Here is a 16,601-nt window from a genome sequence, read left to right on the forward strand (position 1 = left end):
GTGGGTCCGTGGTTGGGTTATCGGGCCTTGCGGCCGGCTTTCATGCGCTCACAGTGGGCGCAGCGCAAACAGCCGGGTACGGCCTGGCGGCGCGGTTCGGGGATGAGTTCCTCGCAGTCGACACACGGTGCTGGGCGGCCGGCGCGGGCCGCCTCCCGCTCTGCGGCCTGGCTTGCCGCCAACTCCGAGCGCGCCTGCCGGTGGCGCCAGGCGGCTTCGCGTTCGGCCGTCTCGACGCGGCTCGCTTCGTCCAGGATCTCGCTCACTCGGGGTTCTCCGTGTTCGTGTACCAGCTGATCCAGCCTGCCGTCTTGATCTGGCAAAGCCGGTACAGCCTGGCGGTTTCAATGTGGTTCGTGACCGCGTTCTGGCCAGGCTCGAGCTTCGGCAGCGGTCTGCACGGCACCAGAAGGTTCGCTTTCGGGGTCGACGTGGGACTGGGCGTTTGCCTCGTTCCAGCGGCGCAGGCTGTCAGCGTCAAGCACGCAGCCAGCATCAGGGTTCTTGCGTAGGTCGGCTTCATAGTCGGTTCGGATGGTCTGGAAGGCTTCATCGGCACGTGCCTGGGCGCGTTCGGTGCGTACGCCGGCAGCAAGTGCGACCTGGTCTTTCCGGTCGCGGGTCTTGGCTTGGGTGCGCAGGGCCTGCACCTCGTGCGACGCCTGGCGCGCGTCGCGGACAAACCAGCCCAGGGCGTAGGCGCCAATGCCGACCAGGAGCGACCAGGTCAGTACGGCTACAACGGCGGTAGCGGTTCTCATGCGATCACCCCATTGCACAGGAGTGGCCCCCAGCTGGCATAACGGCGCTGCAGGGAGAAGATGATCTTGCGGGGATATTGGCGCGATGCCTGGAAGTTGGCGAGGCTCTGGCCAGCGTTGATGTGCTCGGTGACACCGAACCAGACGCCTGGCTGGGGAGAGAGGCGCTGGGCGCGCTGCACATAGCCCAGACCGGCGTTGTAGCCCTTGAACGTGGCGGCCCAGCGGTGGCATTCGTTGACGGCCTTGACGCGCTGGCTCAGCCAGCGGTTGAACCTCGCCTGGCCACGCATCGCCCAGGTGGGGTTGTATGGGTCGGGCGCGCCCAGCTCAGGGAATAGGCGCGTGACCTGTTCTGCGGTCGGATCCATGAACTGCGCGAGGCCCCGACCGTCATCCCAGGCGGTGATGTCGGCCCGGCAGCTACTTTCCTTCATGAGCTGGGCGGCCAGGGCGGGGATCGGCGCGCCAAGCCCGAAAACCGCCTGCGCCTCGCGGGTGAGCGTGGCGCGGTAGCGGTCGCATGGATCGGCATGCGCGAACTGAGCAGTCAAGCTTGCCGCGAGGATGAGCAGGGCCAGCAGAGCGCGCATTACAGCCCGAGGCCCAGGGTGAACATGGCGCCAGTGATGATGATCGCGCGCCGGACCATCACCAGAGGCTGCGAGTAGGCTGTGATGCGATCGCGGAAGGCCGCGCGGTCGAGCCAGTAGCCGGCGTAGCCGCCCAGGGTCACGTGGCCGAGCTTCCAGACGATCGTCTGGATCGGGCCGGAATAGCCACGGTCGAGCAAGATCAGCGCGAAGGCGTACAACAGCACGGCGACCAGCAGCCAGCGCACCATGCGCAGGCGTTCCTTCGATTTGGTTGTCAACATTCTTCCTCCAGTGCTGACAGGCGTCAGCCTAGTGAAGGAGGCAGCGTGCGGGACGGTTACCGTGCCGCTAACTACGCTCCAGCGCCGCGAACGGTATTGCTCGCGTGGAAGAATGTTCGCTTACGGAAACAGCCGGCCAAAGACTGACACGTGTCAGCAGTAGCCTGTAGGAAATGATTTCGGAGGGTTGCGGCCTTGACGCGAGCGCGTCAGGCCAGCTAGAAGAGTTTTTGCTGCCGAGGGTCGACCGGTTCAGCTTGGCCGGTTTTCTTGAGCACGCGCCAGATAGTACGCTCATGGATCGGCGGCGTATAGTCCTTGACAATCTGAAGCACGCTGGCGCGCGCCGAGAGTTTTTCGACCATGGTGAGGTGATCGAATCTGGCCAGGATGTCACGGTTGCGGAGCGTGACGAGCGCATTCTTGCAAGTCGCGATCGTCACCGGCGTATTGCCGAAGAAGCTGATGATCTTCTGCGCGGCCTCGGCGCCGACCACCGAGGAGAGCTTCTGGACGCACGCTTCGCTCCGGTAGAGGTAGAGGGTTGTACCACCGAACACCTCCACCATGCGCAGGGTGAGCGGCAAACCGATCAAGGCGATCAGCTTCTGCACGCTTCCCGGCAAGTGGGACAGATCATTATCCATCGGTTTCCCTTTGTCCTTGTGCTGGGTGACGCTTGGCGTCGATGGCGAGCGCCGCGACGATCTTCCCGAGCTGCTCCTCGTCGAGCCAGTCCACCTTCACGATCTTGAACATGCGCTGAGCCATGGCGTCGGCGTAGCTCCAGGGGCGCCCCGCGTGCGTCAGCTGAGCTTCGATCTTGCGGATCAAGGCAGCGCGGCGCGCTGGCGGGTTCGGCCGCTTACCATAGCTGGCCTTTACTTTGGGTTTGAAGCCCGACTTTTCCAGGTGCTGCAGCACCCGCGCGGCGCCCAAGGGCGTCAGGTCTTTCGACGAGGTCACGCCGCCGTGCTGCTGGAGCATGGCGCGATAGGTCTCATCGTCCAGGCCCAACTCTTTCTTGGCGATGTGGATCTTGGCAAGCGAAGGATTGCGCGGCATTTGTCACCCCTCCGTCAGCGCGTCCACGACCGGCTCGGCCGCGACAGGCTTGGCCAGCGCGTTAAGAGCGACGCGCGCTTCGTCAACCGACAGCAACTCGATCGATTCGCAGACTTTGCAGAGGTGGTTAATGGCGGCCTTGCCGTTTACCCAGTCCGGCAGGTACAAGGTGTACGAACCGCTGTAGAACGGATCCCGAGCGACATAACGCTTGCCAAGAGCTTTCTCGGCCGCCTTGCGCTTTGCCGCCGACAGGTTCGGTCGAATCGATTTGCGCATGAACCTGGACTCCTGGGCCGCGCTACTCTCGACGAACCACGCTCCCTCGATTCTCCCGTTGACGAAGGTCGTCACGCGGAAGGTTAGCGAATTCTTGCCGGTGCGCTGCATCACCAGCGTCACCAGGTAGCCGTCGCAGCGCAGCGACACGCGCCCCCACGGATGGCTCAGGTCGGCGATCGCTCGCTCTTTCTGCTCTTTGCTTAGTGTCATGTTTGTCCTTTTGGCTGCTCATCAGTGCCTAGCCACCGCGCCAGGCAGACCGACCGCCGTGGCGGCCGGTTTCGCTTTAGTAGTTCGGTGTCACGAAGGTGACGCCGTGGCGACCCTTGTGACCGTTATTCCCTGCGCACCACTTGAGCCACTTGGCCAGAGCATCACCGCGCGCCTGCTCGTCCTGCGCCTCTGGAACTCCAGGCACCAGGTAGACGCCCTCACTCGCGCCACGGCCCTGGCGCGTCAGCACCGCCAGGGTGCCGTTGAGGTAGGCCTTCGGGCCTCGAGCGATGAGGATGGCGCCCTCCGGGAGATCGTCCTCGTCGCCCATCTCGATCCGGCCAGAGGCCCAGCACCAGGCCGCCTGCTCGACGATCTCGTAGTAGGCATGAGCAGCACAGCGTGGGCAAACCCGAGCGCTGCGACCGTCGCCGATCTCGTGCAGGAGCCGCTCGGACTCCATGTGTTTGTGGCGGCAACGGCAGCACTGGACCGGGACAGTGCCGATTGCCGGCTTGGCTGGCCCCGTCATTTGCGGTCCTCCCACGTGAAGTCCGGCCCCTGGCAGTGAGCCTGGACGGCGTTCGCCTCGTCCAAGATCCGCAGCTTCGCGCGATCGTTCAGGTGGACGACCAGCTGGGCAGCGCGCTGGCGAACCATCTGCTCGTCCTTCTGGTCGAGCCGGCTGATATGTCGCCAGCTTCCGGCGTCGTTGATCTGCAGCTTCATGCCGTGGCCATATCCAGGGAGATCGGCAGGTACTGCTCGGTGTCGCCGACCCGCTCGTAAAAGCGGACGTACTGCTTGCTGCCCACCACCTGGACGGATTCGCCGATCGCCTTCATCGCTTCCTGCCAGCGCTTGTCCTTGATCTCGAGGCGGCGCAGCGCAAGGATGCGGCCGGTGTTGACCTGGCCTTCCTTGTCGGTGTTGAACGCCTGCTGCACCAGCACCTGGATCTCGGGGCTGCTGCCGGCGCTCCAGTCGCCGATGCACTGGTCGATCAGCGCCTTGGCCGCCTGCAGGCGCTCGTCGAAGGCGACCTTGTCGGCCGTGGCGAGCTGGATCCGGTAGCGGCCGTCAAAGCTGTGCAAGGTCGTGTTGCCCTTCTTGCCACCGATCGGCGAGTTGTACTGCTCGGCCGAGAGCTGGATGAAGGCGGCGCAGTCTCCGAAGACGAGGTTCTTGAACTCGCGCATCTCGGTGCTGAGGCGCTTGGCCCGCGCCATCAGCTCGCCGACCAGGCGATCGCGCTCGATGTCGATCGGCTTGATCATTTCCTCCGGGATCAGATGACCTTGGGCGTTCTGGCGGTAGCCGGCCGGGATCTGGGTTTTGGTTTCGTTGTTGCTCACGGTGTTTCCTTTCAGGTTGGTCAAATGTCGGTTGGACCGATCGGGATTCGCTTTTCCGGTGCCGTCGGCGCCGGCTGCTCGGCCGGCTTGTTCTTGTCGTCCTGGGTGCGGCTCGGCCAGGGGATGAGTGGATCGAATGCGCCCATGGATGTCTCAGTGCTTCGTCTCTGGCTCGGCCACCCGCACGACGACGTTCTTCGCGATCACTTCATCCACGCGCTGCAGCGCGCCCTCGGTATCGCCTTGCATGCGCGCGAAGACGATCTCGCCGAGGGTTTTTGAGATGTCTTTCGCCACAGCCTTGAGGTTGTTGTGGTCTTGCAGGAGTCCCTGCAGGCTTTCCTCCAGCAACTCGTAGGTAGGCTGCTGATTCGCCTGCAGAGTTGCAGCAAGGCGGGTGGACCAGTGTTCTTGGGTCATCGGGGTATCTCCTAGTAGTGGGGCTGGTGTTTGGTCGGTTAAGTGGTTTCGAACCAGGTGATCTGGCAGTCGTGCAGCTCGACGCTGCACAATCGTTGTCCGGCGCCAGCGGGACGGCTGTTAAACCCGCAAGCCTCCTGGATCAGCAGCGGCGCCGCCTCGGCGACTACATGCAGCGACGGCATGCGGCCCTTGAGGTAGACGGCCACCGGCGGAAAGCCGCGAGCACGGAGCCAGCGGCCCGCCGAGTTCACGGCGTGCAACCGCGCCATGAAGTCAGGGGTAAAGGTCTTCGACGTCCCGGATGCCTGATCGGTCACGGCAGGGTGGCCGCTCCGTAGTGGCAGGATCTGGGCGGTGCCGGTGAGGATCGTCATTGCTGTTCTCCTTTGCAGTTGTTTTGGCACTTCTGGCAGGCACGCCAATGAGCCATCTTGGTTGGGTGGTGCGTTGGCGCGCGCTGCATGGCGTACGCACGGCAGTCGGCGCTCGGCAGCTCCTGTCCCAGGTAGGGGCAGTCCACTACGGCCGGCGTCTCTAGTACCTCAATCGCTTTGGCCGCGATCTTGTCCGTCTGGCCGGGATAGGTTCCCGACAAGACCAGGCTGACCGTGGTGCGGGAGTAGTTCAGCCGATCGGCCAGGGCGCGCATGCTGGTGCGCCCCGCTTCCTCCCGCATCAACGCCAGCCAGCGCGGTTCAGAGGTCGTCGTCATTCTTCGGTTCCTCCTTCCAGACGACCTTGCACAGGTTCGGGTCGTAAACCTGCTTGGTGCGCTGGATCATCGGGGGCCGCGGCCCCGTGTACTTGCCAGGCGCCAGGCGGTAGCGCGCCTGCACTTGGCCCCTGCCAAAGCCACGGCTGCGAGACTCGGCAACCCGCAGCAGGTAGCCGGCGTTAAACAGGGCGGAGATGTACGATTTCGCCGTTTCCTGGGTGACGCGCACGCCCGATGTCTCGGCGTGAGCTGCCAGCTCGGTCGTGTTGAACTCCCCAATGATGCGCATCGACCGCCACATCGCCTCGGTGCCGAGCCCCTGGGTGACCGGCTTGCCGTCGCGCGTCACGCGCGGCGCCTCGACGCCGTTGTCGCGCACGATCGTCCACTTGGCATGCCGCTGGATCGCCTTGCCCTCGACGCGCTCGCACTGCACGATGCCGGCGCGCTCCAGAGAGTTGAGGTAGGTGAACAGGGTTTCGTCGTCGACCTTCGCCTTGCGAGCGATCTGGAAGCAGGTAAACGGTCCCGCGTGCCGGCGCATTTCCTCCCAGGCACGTTGGCGCGACCCCTTACCACCAACCAGCTCCATGTGCGCCGGCTTACGGCGTCCGCGCACGTTCTCGACTTGCTTCTCCACGCGCATCCTCCTCACACCGTCCGACGTTTCGGCGCGTCGCCGGTGTAGAGGTCGGTGTCGCCCCACTTAGCCAGGGTCATCTCCGACTCGGCCTGCAGCATCGCCTCCTCGTGAATGCGGGTGAGGTTCACGCATACCCGGCGGATCGATCCGTGGGCCAGGTCGACCACGCGCTGCATGAGCGCCTCGTCGATCGCAACGCCGGGGCAGTAGATTGGTGCCAGCTTGCGGGCGTCGTCCAGAGACGCCGGCAGCGCCGGGATCCATGCGAGCACGCGGCTGTGCATTCGCTCCCAGCGCTTCATCTTCTGCGGCACTTGCTCTTCGCCCACCAGGAGGAGCGTCCCTTGGCTTCCCTCGTAGATGTCGCGCACCAGCTCAACCATGCCGTCCTTCTTGAGGCAGTGGTCGAATTCGTCAATGATCAGCGGTCGGCCCGAGGAACCCAGCTGCTCGCACACCTGGTCGAGCATCGCCGCGATGGTCGCCGCCGGCTTGACGCCCATCTCGAAGAGGATCTTCTCCAGCAGCGTCTTGCGGTTCCATGCGCTCATCATCTGCACGTAGTAGCCGCGCATCTGGTTGGCGATCGCCGAGCAAGCGATCGTCTTGCCCCGGCCGGCTTCGCCATACAGCACCCCGATACCGGGCAAACCGTTGACGCGAGAAGAGAGCTTCTCGGCCGCGACGGCGACCAGGTCGAGGTTGCTGATCTTGGCCACACGATTGACCGGAGGATTGGTAGTCGTCATACTCTTGGTTCCTTATTTCTACTGTTTGCCGTTGCAGCGGCAGGCTTTACGCAGTTCGTTTCTGAAATGCTCGGAATTCGGCGGTCTCCTGATAGGTGTGCCGCCATTTTTTTTGCTTCTCTCCTTCCAGTTCCTCCTCGTTCAGGTTGCTAATTCGTTGCCACTCGGCGTAGCGCTCGGCCGCAGTGGCCGGTACCGTCCAGGTGGTCGGGTGCTCAATCGGCATGGACGGCGTTGCGGCCAGCGGCGGCGTCTGGACGCTTTGCACCTCGACCAACTCAGCCTGGCGCGCGCGATCGGCGAGTTGGCTGACGTTGAAGCTGCTCATCAGGCCGGGGATCGTGATCTGCTGCGGCATCTCAAGGGCGGGGGCGCCCCGACGTTCCAACTGAACCTCGACCAGCTTGTTCTGGAGGCGGCGCTCACGGCCGGCGGCCCGTTGATCCCTGGCGCGCTCGATGACCGACATCGGCATGTAGTCGCGACGGTTGCCATCCAGCTCGGCCGTGCAGAGGAAGCGGCCGGTGGCGTCGTAGACCCAAACTGTGCTCGGATCGTGGATGTCGTAGCCGATCCGGAGCTGCTCCGTGTTGAACTCCTCGAGCTGACGCGAGAAGTAGCGGTTGCCGAACAGGTTGATTTCGCAGCGCTGGATGGTGCGCAGCACCTGCGGCCTGAACAGTGGGCGTGCTTCGTCGTCGGTGACCAGGTGCGGCTCGAACCCCGCAGCCACTGCGCGCTCCCAGGCTTCGTTCGGTGTCATGTGCCGGCGCCGGCCGGTTGCAGGATCGGCGATCTTCGGCAGCGAGCGATGCGGTCTGTTGTTGTAGGCGTCGACCTTCGCCTTGCAGAACTCCACGAACTGGTCCCAAGGCGTGAGGGGCATTGCCACAGCCTCACTAGAAGAGGTGGCGATTGCTTTGCGCGATAGCTTGAAGCTAGCGAGCTTTGCCTGGCGGTCCATCGAGCGGCCGATAAAGCCTGGCAGTTCCTTCGCAGCGTTGACCCAGATAGTCTGGTGCAGCTTTTCGATAACGCCTCGCGCCTGGCTGTTGTACGGCAGGCTGTTAATCATTTCGATCCCCAGGCGCGCCAGAAAGCCGGTGCCGGTGTCGCTCATCAGCTCGTTCTTGTAGCCCGAGCCGTTGTCGACGTAAAAGACAGCCGGGATCCCGCCGTTAAATACAGCAGAGCGCAAGGCGTCGACGACCGCGAAGGTGCTTTCGGCCAGGCCGACAGACCAACCCACGGTTCTGCGAGTTGCGATGTCGATCACCGAGGTGATCTCCGGTCGGAATGGACGGCCGTGCATTGGGTGCTGAACTTCCGCGTCGAAGGTGTGACCGTCAGCGCTATAAATGTCACCCGGCAGCAGATTGGCGAAGTCGCGGCGGACGAATCCCTTGAGGCTCTTGATCTCGCGGTCGCCCATGCGGCCGAGCTGCAGGGAGACATTGCCGACCTTCGCCAGGAAGCGGCGGACCTGCCAAATGCTGGGCGCGGCCGTCTTGTCTCCGAGCGCCTGAAGGAACTCGCGGTAGGCGTGCTCCACGGTAGGCTTTTCGGGCCTCTGGTAGTGCGCCAGGAACGCCTTGGCCCAGGCAGGAACCGACATGTCGGCTTCGCGCTTTTTCGGCGCCAGCATGCCAGCACGTTCGTACTCAACAAACCGCAAAACGCTGCGCTCGGAAGGGAGCCCATCCGGGCTTGGTCGACCGCGACCGTCGCGCGCCATCTTGAGCATCGCGATCATCTGTTCGCCGGCTTCGCCCTTGCGCGCCATTTCGATGAGGACCCGCGCGGCCTTTTTCATCGGGTAACCGGACCTATTCATCAGCGTGTCCAGGGCGAGCAGCACACCTTTTCGGGCGTCGGCTTTCAACGCTTGCCCCTCAGTCTCGATCAGAGGGAGTTGATCAGCAGGGCCAACTTTGCGCGGGACAATGGGCGCAGGCGCTCGCGCAGCGATCGCTAAAAATTGCTGTGCTTCTTTTGCCCGGATCGCATCGATAATTTCCGGAGACGGGATATATTCGCGACGTTTGCCCCCGCGACCGCAAACTTCCACATAAGTCCACTTCGCCTTTTCGGCGAACTGGATTACTTTGCCTTTGCTCGCGGGAAGATTGGGTAGCTGTAGAGAGGCCAGCTCAGCAGCGGAATAACGATCCTTGATCATTGATCCCCCGCAAACAGATCAAGCTCAGGGCTCCCAGCCTTCATAACATTGCTTCGCTGAAAGGCAAGCTGGGCCAAGGTCCGCGTAATTGCCTCGACCGTAGCTTCAAGCGATTCGCCGTTTTGATAAAACCGCGAAAGCAACATCATTGCTTCGCTGAAATTAGCTTGGACACTCGCTAAGTCGGTCACATCCGATTTTTTTCCGACCGGAATTGGGACGACAATCTTGTCCCCGTGCGCGGCCGCCAGGTATTCGCTTACGAAAGAAACGCCGCAAAACGTCTCGAACTGACGAAGTCTGTTCAAGGGCATTGCGTTATCGGCAACCCAGCGATAAAGCGTCTTCGTCTCAACGCCCATGAGATCAGCGAGCACTTTGACCGGCTTGCGGTTTTCGCTTGAATAGTCGACGCAAAGTTCCAGCGCTTCAGAGAGGCTGGACGGTCGAATTGTTTTCCATCGTGCTTTTCGCATTGTTGCTTTTTCCATCATGAGAATCTGCGAGGTAGTGCAGGAACGTTCCTCTCGGTACGATTCACCCCACTGCTGCCGTTGCAGTGGTGCGCTCAGCGGTACGCAAGTGTTCCGAGAGTGTCAAAACCGGCGTAAAATCACGCTTTGCGTAACGTTCTGGCCAGATTGTTTCTGGTGCGACACCGAGAGCCGAGGCGATGATTCGCTCAGCTTTGGGATAGGGTCGATCTAAGGCGGACTTCAGCGTTCCATCGCTCAGGCCGCTCTGGCGGGATAGGTTACGCAGCGACCAGCCAGCTTTATGGAGGGCTGCGACGACATCTGCCCGGTGCCAATCAGTAGCAGCGGGTTTTTTTTGGACAGGGGATACACTCATTGGTTGACCTCATAGGTTGGAGCCATGAGCGAATCTTAAGTGTTCCCAAGCGTTCCGTCAAGAGTGTATCCATCGGAACGCTTTCACGTTTAGCGCTGCCGTCAGCGCTATTTCTAATAGGGGCTGTAAGTGATTGTTTCTGCGGAAGAAAGTGGGAAGCGTTCCCAAGGGGATCAGATTCATTCCGAGGGGAACACATCGGAAGGATCAAGTGTTCCTTCGAGCCGTCGCTTCACGGCAGCCGAGCTGGCCTCGATGAATGTGCCTGGGCTACCGAAAACGAAGGCTCGGATCATCGATCGCGCGACAAGTGAGGGGTGGGCGTTTGAAGAGGTGAAAGGTATAGGTGGGACTCGTAGGCTGTACGAGGTGCCTTCGGCTTACCTCCTGCCTCAAGACTTGCCACCGCGTGCAACCTATGTGAAACGCTCGCCGCCGGCGGAGAACACCCAAGCGCCGCACGTGCCCACGATCGTTAGCGGAGCGAAGGCCGATATGGAGCGGCTCACGTTGGCCGTACAAGCGGTTGAGGAGTGGTGCCAGGAGACAGGGCGCCCCCTGGAGCCTGGTCAAAAGGGTGCCGTTATAGCCGTGCTATACGACTATCTACTTCGTGGAGGAGAGGAGGACAACGTTAGATCGCTCCTGAAAGTCGTAAGGTAGTGACAATGAGTGAAATTTAGTTGCCGTGCATAAACTATACTGAATATATTTGTATGTACAGCACCATCAACACACTCAAACAGATTCTGCGCGACGCCTCGGGAAGCCCGAGCAACTGGGCTCGTTCCAACTTCATTTTGCGGCCTGGTTACGATGCGGCCGCCGCGAACGACCCCGCCTACGGAGTGTCGCGCTCACAAAGAAGTCGCCGCGATGTCAAAAAAGGCGCAATCGCGGCCTAAACAGGCTCATTCGTAGCTAGAGAGTGCCAAAACAAGAAACTCGCCCATGTCTGCTAAGTTATTGAAATGACTTAGCTTTCTTGGTCTGGCTGGTCAACGTTGCGGTGACAAACTGCTCACTCCCCCACACTCTCCACGACACGAGCGCGCGTCCAGGAATCGGTGTTTTTCAAGACAAGCACGCGAGCAGACCGCCATTTCTTTTTTAGGCTTCGCACAGGCAAGCGCGGGCTTCTCGCCTCTCCGGGACACCAGCGCGCGTCCAGGACTCCCTGTTTTTCGAGACAGGCACGCGAGCAGACCTCCATGTCTTTTTTAGGCTTCGCACAGGCAAGCGTGGGCTTCTCGTCTCTTCGGGACACGAGCGCGCGTCCAGGACTCTCTGTTTTTCGAGACAAGCACGCGAGCAGATCTCCATTTCTTGTTTAGGCTTGGCACAGGCAAGCGTGGGCTTCTCTTCTCTCCGGGACACGAAAACGCGGCCAGGTCTCTCTGCTTGTTAAGACAGGCACGCGAGCGCAGGCTTCCTTCTTTTCCAGGGCTCGCACAGGCAAGCGTGCGTTTCTTGTCTGTCGACGACATGAAGCTGAGTCTAGGTCTGCCTGTTTCTCAAGATAGTCACGCGAGCGGGCCTCCTTTATTTCCGCGACGCGAGCGCAAGCCCGGGCACGCTTGTCGTTCGCGGCGCAAACGCGGCAACAGGCACTCTTGTCGCTCGCGGCGCAAACGCGGCAACAGGCGCTGATCTTCCGAGTGGCAAAGGCTGGCGCAGGCGCTCGTTTCCTGAGCGCATTGCGCGTGTGGCCGCTCGGCCCGCCGCCTTGCGCCGCCATCGTCGGCCGGCGCAAGACGGACCGCTTGCTACCAGCCTGAAGGCCGCAGGCCGCCGAAGGCGTAAGGATAGGGGAAGCCCGATGCCGTCTGGGCCGCTTGGCCACCCACGCCAGCCAGGTACTGGGCCATGCCCTTGTCGGCCACGCCGGCGAACATCCCGTGCGGCAGGCCGAAAGCGATCGGCTGGGCCGCCCACGGCGCCTGCTGGGTAACCGGCAGACCGAGCGCGACCAGGGCGTCCGGCATCCCGTAACCCACCCGCGTGGGATCCGAGAGCGTGACCGGTCGCGCGCTCATGCGCAAGACCTGGAACAGGCGTTCTACCCGCTCCGCCGACCGCACGCCTCCGAGGCCCTGGAACTCGGCGCGGTGCGCCAGCACCAGGGCGGCCAGGCCGCTCACATGGGGCGCCGCCATCGAGGTGCCGTCCCAGGCCGCGAAGTTATTGGGCGGCACGGCGGAGACCACCGCGACTCCGGGCGCGGCCACATCCACCTGTGGCCCGCCGCAACTGAAGCGGGCCGTGAAGTAGCCCTGGGCATCGACGTCCCCGGCGAGCGTCTCGGCGTGATAGCTGTCGGGCGGGAATTCGCCGAGCTTGCCGATTGCCGCCACGGCCAGCACCAGGGGCGAGGATGCCGGGTACTGCACCGGGCCGCCGGAATTGCCCGCCGCCGCGATGCAGGCCACGCCGGCCTGCCGGGCGCGCGCGATCTGGCGTTCCAGCGCCTCGGACGGGGAGCCGCCGCCCAGGCTGAGGTTCACCACGTCGATCTGCTGCTCGATGCAGTATTCGAGCGCGTCGATCAACTGGCTGACCTGGCCGCCGGGGAAGAGCTTGCAGACGTGGATCTCGGCATCCGGTGCGAAGCCGCGGATGCCCCAGGCCGGATTGGCGGCGCCGATCACGCCCGCGCAATGCGAACCGTGGCCCAGGGTGTCGATGTTCCAGGTGTTGCGGTCGACGGTCTTGTTGATGACGTCGAAGCCGGCCCGGATGCGGTTCAGGTTGCCGTGCGAGGTGGCGGCACCGGAATCGATGACGGCGACCTTGACGCCCTGGCCGCGAAACTGCGGCGGCACCTGGTCCAGGCGCATGGCGCGCGCGCCCCAGCCCATGGCGTTCTGCTGCGGGATGCCCTGCAGCGCGGGCCAGTCGGCCAGGGCGCGCAGCGCCACCAGATTGGGCTCGTCCAGGCTCAGGTCGGGATCGCGCTGGTAGAAACTCCAGTAATCGGTGCGCGGCTTGACGTACAGGCCGCTGACCGCGTGCGCATCTTCGCCGTACAGGCGCAAGCGCACCATGCCGTCGGGACCGGTGAGGCCGCTGCTCGGCAGCACGCCCCCGAAGAGCGAGACCTCGGCCTCGGCCAGCGGCGCGCCATCTTTGCCGAGCACGACCAGCACGAGTTCGGTCTGGGGGCCGTCGTAGGGAGTGAGGGAGGACACCAGGTCGGGGCGGCGCAGCACGGGGTCGAGCAAGTGCAGATGCTGGTCGCGCTCGACCAGCAGGCGGCCCTGGCCGCTTTGGTAGAGTTCGCGCGCCCTCTGGTCGGTCATGCGCGCCACCACGACGCCGTCGGCGTCGCCGGCTGCTGCGCCCAGCGCGCCGCCGACCGAGGCCATGGCGAGCCCCGCGCGCAGCTTCAGGGCCTCGACTACGTCGATGTCGGGCGCGGCCTGCAGGGCCTGCTCGAGCGCGGACAGCGACATCGGCGGCGCGTAGGCGTTGGCGTTGCCCAGCCCGCCGAGGCTGGCGAAGGGCGCGAGGCCGCCCGCTGCGGCGCCAGGCGCGCCGCCCGCAGGCGCCGCGGACAGGGGAGCGCGTGGGGCGACGAGGTATTTTTTCTTGCGTTCGGCAACGGCGTGCCCGTGTTCGCGCGGGGAAGCCGCGTCGGTGGCGGGCTGCGCCATGGCGCCGTCATGCGATTCGGATGCGCCGTCTGGCGCCTTGCCGTGGCGACCCTGCGGCTCGCCCGGCGGGTGTGAACTTTTTGGCATGGCTTGTCCTTTGGCCGCCTTGCGCGCTAGTCCGACAGGGACAGCGGCTGGTCCGGCTCGATCGTTAACTGGTCATGGGTGCGGCGCCGCAATTGTTCCGCGGTTGCCGGGTCGGTTTCCACGACGGCGGTGTGCGGCGGACCGGCCGAGGGGCCGATCGTATCGACCAGCCGGATGGCCGTCTGGGCCCCCAGGCTGTCGAGAAAATGCATGAGCGCGCTCGCGTCGCGGGCGGCGCGCACGATGTAGCGCTGGCTGGCGTTGGCGGATGCCGACATCGGTGAACTCCTGAAAAACCGGGCCACGCGGCCCGGCGTATCGTCGAGACTTAGTGCACGGTTTGCTGGCCGCCCATCTGGGCCTGTTGGGCCTGCTGGGCCTGGGCATAGGCGGTCCACGGATCGACCGAGAAGGGCAGGAAGCGGCCCAACTGGCCGGCGATGCCGCCGATGGTGCTACCCAGTTGCTGGTTGCCGAGCTGGCCGCCGATGAAGCTGCCCACCGGCTGGGCGTACTGGCCGATCATGTTGCTGACCCAACCCTGCGGCGCCATCTGGCCGCCGGTCTGTGCCGCCTGCTGCTGCAGCATCGCCTGCTGTTGCTGGACCTGTTGCAGCAGTTGTTGCAGTTGCTGCTGGTAGGCCTGCAGTTGTTGCAGCTGCTGGACCACGCCGACCTGCTGGGCCGGCTGGGCCACGGCGTCGGCCCCGAAGGGCAGCAGGCTGCCCAGGCCGGACAGGCCGCCGCTGATCACGTTGCCCAGGGTCGGATTGTTGGTGAGGTTGCCGATCAGGCTGCCGGCCGGCTTGCTGAACTGGTTGATCAGGCCGCCGAAGAAGCCACCCTGCGGCGTGAACTGGCCCTGCTGCGCGGCCTGCTGCTGCAACTGTTGCAGTTGCTGCAGCTGCTGGAGTTGCTGCAATTGCTGGATTTGCTGGGGCGAGACGCCGCCGAACTGCGCGGAAGGATCGGCGCCGAAGGGCAGCAGGGCCCCGCCGATGCCGCCCGCCATTTCGCCGATGCGGCTGCCCAGGTTGGGGTTGCCGAACAGGCCGCCGATGCCGCGGCCGATGGCGCCGCCCACCGGCGCGCCGAACAGGCCGCTCAGCAGGCCCTGCGGTTGGAATGGCGCTTGTCCGTAAGCCGATTGCTGGAACTCGTACATGCTGAACTCCTCCATGATGGCGGCGGCCGCCGCCGGGCCCGGCGCACTGCGCCGGATGCCGCGTCCTTACTGCCCCTTGCCGGCCGCCGTGTCGGTAATGCCCGCGCCGCCGGTAAGGACGGCGGCGTGGGCGGCGTGCAGGGAAGGGCAAGGTTCGGGCCGCTCCGCCTGCAGGTAGGCGTTCGACTGGTTCGGCCGGGTGAAGTTTGGAGGCGAAGGCGAGGGCGGGCGCAATCAGGAATCGTGCTTGCGATGGCGCAGAAAATTTGTAAAAACTCTCTCGTCGCTTACGCAACAATTCTGTGCCACAGGAAAAAGCATGTGCGAAATCGGGTAGAATGACGGCCCCTGTCATCCGGCGCTCCGCGCACAGTCCCCGCCATGTCCCCGCCAGCCACCGCCGCCACTACGCTCGTGATCTTCTGCAAGGTCGTCGACAACTATGGCGACATCGGCATCTGCTGGCGCCTGGCGCGCCAACTGCGCCACGAGCACGCCGTGGCGGTCACGCTCTGGGTTGACGACCTGGCGAGCTTCCGGCGCATCTGTCCCGAGGTCGCGCCCGGCGCCGAGCTGCAGGAAGTGCAGGGCGTGACGGTGCGCCACTGGGCCGGCCAGGACGGCGTCTTCGCCCCGTCCGAGGTGGCGGACATCGTGATCGAGTTCTTCGGCTGCGAACTGCCGCCCGGCTATGTCGAGGCGATGGCGCAGCGTACGCCGCGTCCGGTGTGGCTGAATTACGAGGGCTTGACGGCCGAGGAATGGGTGGAGGGCTGCCACCGGCTGCCTTCCATGCATCCACGCCTGAAGCTGACCAAGCATTTCTTTTTCCCCGGCTTCACGCCGCGCACCGGCGGCCTGCTGCACGAAGCCGACCTGGAGGCGCGCCGCGCCGCCTTCCAGGGCGACCCGGCCGCGATGGCCGGCTTCCTGCGCGGCCTGGGCCTGGGCGAGGCCGAGATCGCGGCGCGCAAGGTCTCGCTGTTCTGCTACCCGCACGCGCCGGTGGCCGCCTTGCTGCGCGCCTGGGAGGAGGGCGACGAAGCGGTCGCCTGCCTGGTGCCGGAGGGCGTGGCGGCGGACGCGGTGCGCGATTTCCTGGGCGCGGCGCCGGTGGCCGGCGCGGCCGGCGCGCGTGGCAAGCTCAGCCTGCGCGTGCTGCCCTTCCTGCCCCAGCCGGATTACGACCTGCTGCTCTGGGCCTGCGACCTGAACTTCGTGCGCGGGGAGGATTCCTGGGTGCGCGCGCAATGGGCGCAACGCCCTTTCATTTGGCACATTTACCCGCAAGATGAGAACCTGCACCATAAGAAACTGGCCGCCTTCCTCGGACGCTACGCGGCCAGCTTGCCGGCCCTGAGCATGTTCTCGCTTGGCTGGAACGGCGCCACGGCGATCGGCGACTGGGCCGGGGCCTGGCGCTTGCTGCGCGAGGAACTGCCCCAGGTCGCCGCGCGGGCGGCGCCCTGGACCGAGGAAGTGCTGGCGAATGGCGATTTGGCGACGCTGCTGCTCGATTTCGCTTGCGAGCTGGGGCGGGGCGAGGAAAATCGGGTATAATGCCCGGTTAGTCTGTTACGGA

Annotated in this window: 25 protein-coding genes and 1 other RNA gene; 2 read left to right on the forward strand and 24 right to left on the reverse strand. The window is 64.3% G+C overall.

Features of this window, described 5'->3' with window-relative positions:
* Nucleotides 1–17: 17 nt before the first annotated feature.
* From B0920_RS02135 to B0920_RS02225, 20 genes are all read right to left on the reverse strand, one after another.
* Nucleotides 18–266, reverse strand: coding sequence for a TraR/DksA C4-type zinc finger protein (locus B0920_RS02135; RefSeq protein ID WP_218669325.1), 249 nt, complete (start codon nucleotides 264–266; stop codon nucleotides 18–20).
* A 78-nt stretch (nucleotides 267–344) separates the two neighbouring features.
* Nucleotides 345–761, reverse strand: coding sequence for a hypothetical protein (locus tag B0920_RS25355; protein ID WP_143745609.1), 417 nt, complete (start codon nucleotides 759–761; stop codon nucleotides 345–347).
* Entirely contained in the window at nucleotides 758–1,354 is a 597-nt protein-coding gene (locus tag B0920_RS02145; RefSeq protein WP_078030947.1) for a transglycosylase SLT domain-containing protein, read from the reverse strand. Before B0920_RS02145 ends, B0920_RS25355 begins: the two co-directional genes overlap by 4 nt.
* The gene (locus tag B0920_RS02150; RefSeq protein ID WP_078030948.1) at nucleotides 1,354–1,638 is read right to left on the reverse strand and encodes a putative holin; all 285 of its coding nucleotides are present in this window, start codon (nucleotides 1,636–1,638) and stop codon (nucleotides 1,354–1,356) included. The genes B0920_RS02145 and B0920_RS02150 overlap by 1 nt, the downstream gene beginning before the upstream one ends.
* Nucleotides 1,639–1,856: 218 nt before the next feature.
* Entirely contained in the window at nucleotides 1,857–2,285 is a 429-nt protein-coding gene (locus tag B0920_RS02155) for a hypothetical protein (RefSeq protein ID WP_078030949.1), read from the reverse strand.
* Nucleotides 2,278–2,703 (reverse strand): gp16 family protein, encoded by a 426-nt coding sequence (locus B0920_RS02160; RefSeq protein ID WP_078030950.1) that lies wholly within the window; start codon nucleotides 2,701–2,703, stop codon nucleotides 2,278–2,280. Before B0920_RS02160 ends, B0920_RS02155 begins: the two co-directional genes overlap by 8 nt.
* A 3-nt stretch (nucleotides 2,704–2,706) precedes the next feature.
* Nucleotides 2,707–3,195: a hypothetical protein gene (locus tag B0920_RS02165; RefSeq protein ID WP_078030951.1), complete on the reverse strand. Its 489-nt coding sequence runs from the start codon at nucleotides 3,193–3,195 to the stop codon at nucleotides 2,707–2,709.
* Between the two features lie 8 nt (nucleotides 3,196–3,203).
* An RNA gene (locus B0920_RS02170) (hammerhead ribozyme type II) lies at nucleotides 3,204–3,272 on the reverse strand.
* Nucleotides 3,272–3,730 (reverse strand): hypothetical protein, encoded by a 459-nt coding sequence (locus B0920_RS02175; RefSeq protein WP_078030952.1) that lies wholly within the window; start codon nucleotides 3,728–3,730, stop codon nucleotides 3,272–3,274. The genes B0920_RS02170 and B0920_RS02175 overlap by 1 nt, the downstream gene beginning before the upstream one ends.
* Nucleotides 3,727–3,927, reverse strand: a complete 201-nt coding sequence (locus tag B0920_RS02180) for a hypothetical protein (RefSeq protein ID WP_078030953.1) — start codon at nucleotides 3,925–3,927, stop codon at nucleotides 3,727–3,729. The genes B0920_RS02175 and B0920_RS02180 overlap by 4 nt, the downstream gene beginning before the upstream one ends.
* Nucleotides 3,924–4,553: a DUF3164 family protein gene (locus B0920_RS02185; protein ID WP_267873352.1), complete on the reverse strand. Its 630-nt coding sequence runs from the start codon at nucleotides 4,551–4,553 to the stop codon at nucleotides 3,924–3,926. The genes B0920_RS02180 and B0920_RS02185 overlap by 4 nt, the downstream gene beginning before the upstream one ends.
* Nucleotides 4,554–4,573: 20 nt before the next feature.
* Entirely contained in the window at nucleotides 4,574–4,699 is a 126-nt protein-coding gene (locus B0920_RS26380) for a hypothetical protein (RefSeq protein WP_267873353.1), read from the reverse strand.
* A 7-nt stretch (nucleotides 4,700–4,706) separates the two neighbouring features.
* Entirely contained in the window at nucleotides 4,707–4,973 is a 267-nt protein-coding gene (locus B0920_RS02190) for a hypothetical protein (RefSeq protein WP_078030955.1), read from the reverse strand.
* A gap of 38 nt (nucleotides 4,974–5,011) precedes the next feature.
* A complete protein-coding gene (locus B0920_RS02195; RefSeq protein ID WP_078030956.1) occupies nucleotides 5,012–5,350 on the reverse strand; it encodes a hypothetical protein in 339 nt (112 codons plus the stop codon).
* Nucleotides 5,347–5,688, reverse strand: a complete 342-nt coding sequence (locus B0920_RS02200; protein ID WP_078030957.1) for a helix-turn-helix transcriptional regulator — start codon at nucleotides 5,686–5,688, stop codon at nucleotides 5,347–5,349. The genes B0920_RS02195 and B0920_RS02200 overlap by 4 nt, the downstream gene beginning before the upstream one ends.
* Nucleotides 5,672–6,331: a hypothetical protein gene (locus B0920_RS02205; RefSeq protein WP_229455107.1), complete on the reverse strand. Its 660-nt coding sequence runs from the start codon at nucleotides 6,329–6,331 to the stop codon at nucleotides 5,672–5,674. The genes B0920_RS02200 and B0920_RS02205 overlap by 17 nt, the downstream gene beginning before the upstream one ends.
* Nucleotides 6,332–6,342: 11 nt before the next feature.
* A complete protein-coding gene (locus tag B0920_RS02210) occupies nucleotides 6,343–7,083 on the reverse strand; it encodes an AAA family ATPase (RefSeq protein ID WP_078030959.1) in 741 nt (246 codons plus the stop codon).
* Nucleotides 7,084–7,129: 46 nt separating this feature from the next.
* On the reverse strand, nucleotides 7,130–9,262 hold the full coding sequence (locus B0920_RS02215) for a Mu transposase C-terminal domain-containing protein (RefSeq protein WP_078030960.1): 2,133 nt from the start codon (nucleotides 9,260–9,262) through the stop codon (nucleotides 7,130–7,132).
* The gene (locus B0920_RS02220) at nucleotides 9,259–9,756 is read right to left on the reverse strand and encodes a hypothetical protein (RefSeq protein ID WP_229455108.1); all 498 of its coding nucleotides are present in this window, start codon (nucleotides 9,754–9,756) and stop codon (nucleotides 9,259–9,261) included. The genes B0920_RS02215 and B0920_RS02220 overlap by 4 nt, the downstream gene beginning before the upstream one ends.
* A 43-nt stretch (nucleotides 9,757–9,799) precedes the next feature.
* Nucleotides 9,800–10,114, reverse strand: coding sequence for a helix-turn-helix domain-containing protein (locus tag B0920_RS02225; RefSeq protein WP_078030962.1), 315 nt, complete (start codon nucleotides 10,112–10,114; stop codon nucleotides 9,800–9,802).
* A gap of 716 nt (nucleotides 10,115–10,830) precedes the next feature.
* On the opposite strand from B0920_RS02225, the gene B0920_RS25365 reads away from it, so the two are divergent.
* Nucleotides 10,831–11,019, forward strand: coding sequence for a hypothetical protein (locus B0920_RS25365; RefSeq protein WP_143745611.1), 189 nt, complete (start codon nucleotides 10,831–10,833; stop codon nucleotides 11,017–11,019).
* Between the two features lie 861 nt (nucleotides 11,020–11,880).
* Here B0920_RS25365 and B0920_RS02230 read toward each other — a convergent pair.
* The 4 genes from B0920_RS02230 to B0920_RS25860 all read right to left on the reverse strand — a co-directional run bounded on the left by B0920_RS02230 (nucleotide 11,881) and on the right by B0920_RS25860 (nucleotide 15,253).
* Complete coding sequence (locus B0920_RS02230; RefSeq protein WP_078030963.1) at nucleotides 11,881–13,854, reverse strand: S8 family serine peptidase; 1,974 nt, start codon at nucleotides 13,852–13,854, stop codon at nucleotides 11,881–11,883.
* A gap of 26 nt (nucleotides 13,855–13,880) precedes the next feature.
* Nucleotides 13,881–14,132 carry a hypothetical protein gene (locus tag B0920_RS02235; protein ID WP_078030964.1) on the reverse strand — a complete coding sequence of 84 codons (252 nt, stop codon included), beginning with the start codon at nucleotides 14,130–14,132 and terminating at the stop codon, nucleotides 13,881–13,883.
* 50 nt (nucleotides 14,133–14,182) lie between these two features.
* Complete coding sequence (locus B0920_RS02240) at nucleotides 14,183–15,019, reverse strand: hypothetical protein (RefSeq protein WP_078030965.1); 837 nt, start codon at nucleotides 15,017–15,019, stop codon at nucleotides 14,183–14,185.
* Between the two features lie 66 nt (nucleotides 15,020–15,085).
* On the reverse strand, nucleotides 15,086–15,253 hold the full coding sequence (locus tag B0920_RS25860; protein WP_179119063.1) for a hypothetical protein: 168 nt from the start codon (nucleotides 15,251–15,253) through the stop codon (nucleotides 15,086–15,088).
* 114 nt (nucleotides 15,254–15,367) lie between these two features.
* Here B0920_RS25860 and earP point away from each other — a divergent pair, with 114 nt between their 5' ends.
* Nucleotides 15,368–16,579, forward strand: a complete 1,212-nt coding sequence (gene earP, locus B0920_RS02245; RefSeq protein ID WP_179119167.1) for an elongation factor P maturation arginine rhamnosyltransferase EarP — start codon at nucleotides 15,368–15,370, stop codon at nucleotides 16,577–16,579.
* Nucleotides 16,580–16,601 lie beyond the last annotated feature (22 nt).

Origin of the sequence: Massilia sp. KIM (assembly GCF_002007115.1) — a bacterium.
Taxonomy (GTDB): domain Bacteria; phylum Pseudomonadota; class Gammaproteobacteria; order Burkholderiales; family Burkholderiaceae_D; genus Telluria.

What these genes read in the sequence shown, in the direction of transcription:
- B0920_RS25355 (WP_143745609.1), bottom strand. Translation starts at nt 761, where the DNA reads ATGAGAACCGCTACCGCCGTTGTAGCCGTACTGACCTGGTCGCTCCTG.
- B0920_RS02145 (WP_078030947.1), bottom strand. Translation starts at nt 1,354, where the DNA reads ATGCGCGCTCTGCTGGCCCTGCTCATCCTCGCGGCAAGCTTGACTGCT.
- B0920_RS02150 (WP_078030948.1), bottom strand. Translation starts at nt 1,638, where the DNA reads ATGTTGACAACCAAATCGAAGGAACGCCTGCGCATGGTGCGCTGGCTG.
- B0920_RS02155 (WP_078030949.1), bottom strand. Translation starts at nt 2,285, where the DNA reads ATGGATAATGATCTGTCCCACTTGCCGGGAAGCGTGCAGAAGCTGATC.
- B0920_RS02160 (WP_078030950.1), bottom strand. Translation starts at nt 2,703, where the DNA reads ATGCCGCGCAATCCTTCGCTTGCCAAGATCCACATCGCCAAGAAAGAG.
- B0920_RS02165 (WP_078030951.1), bottom strand. Translation starts at nt 3,195, where the DNA reads ATGACACTAAGCAAAGAGCAGAAAGAGCGAGCGATCGCCGACCTGAGC.
- B0920_RS02175 (WP_078030952.1), bottom strand. Translation starts at nt 3,730, where the DNA reads ATGACGGGGCCAGCCAAGCCGGCAATCGGCACTGTCCCGGTCCAGTGC.
- B0920_RS02180 (WP_078030953.1), bottom strand. Translation starts at nt 3,927, where the DNA reads ATGAAGCTGCAGATCAACGACGCCGGAAGCTGGCGACATATCAGCCGG.
- B0920_RS26380 (WP_267873353.1), bottom strand. Translation starts at nt 4,699, where the DNA reads ATGGGCGCATTCGATCCACTCATCCCCTGGCCGAGCCGCACCCAGGAC.
- B0920_RS02190 (WP_078030955.1), bottom strand. Translation starts at nt 4,973, where the DNA reads ATGACCCAAGAACACTGGTCCACCCGCCTTGCTGCAACTCTGCAGGCG.
- B0920_RS02195 (WP_078030956.1), bottom strand. Translation starts at nt 5,350, where the DNA reads ATGACGATCCTCACCGGCACCGCCCAGATCCTGCCACTACGGAGCGGC.
- B0920_RS02200 (WP_078030957.1), bottom strand. Translation starts at nt 5,688, where the DNA reads ATGACGACGACCTCTGAACCGCGCTGGCTGGCGTTGATGCGGGAGGAA.
- B0920_RS02210 (WP_078030959.1), bottom strand. Translation starts at nt 7,083, where the DNA reads ATGACGACTACCAATCCTCCGGTCAATCGTGTGGCCAAGATCAGCAAC.
- B0920_RS02215 (WP_078030960.1), bottom strand. Translation starts at nt 9,262, where the DNA reads ATGATCAAGGATCGTTATTCCGCTGCTGAGCTGGCCTCTCTACAGCTA.
- B0920_RS02220 (WP_229455108.1), bottom strand. Translation starts at nt 9,756, where the DNA reads ATGATGGAAAAAGCAACAATGCGAAAAGCACGATGGAAAACAATTCGA.
- B0920_RS02225 (WP_078030962.1), bottom strand. Translation starts at nt 10,114, where the DNA reads ATGAGTGTATCCCCTGTCCAAAAAAAACCCGCTGCTACTGATTGGCAC.
- B0920_RS25365 (WP_143745611.1), top strand. Translation starts at nt 10,831, where the DNA reads ATGTACAGCACCATCAACACACTCAAACAGATTCTGCGCGACGCCTCG.
- B0920_RS02230 (WP_078030963.1), bottom strand. Translation starts at nt 13,854, where the DNA reads ATGCCAAAAAGTTCACACCCGCCGGGCGAGCCGCAGGGTCGCCACGGC.
- B0920_RS02235 (WP_078030964.1), bottom strand. Translation starts at nt 14,132, where the DNA reads ATGTCGGCATCCGCCAACGCCAGCCAGCGCTACATCGTGCGCGCCGCC.
- B0920_RS02240 (WP_078030965.1), bottom strand. Translation starts at nt 15,019, where the DNA reads ATGTACGAGTTCCAGCAATCGGCTTACGGACAAGCGCCATTCCAACCG.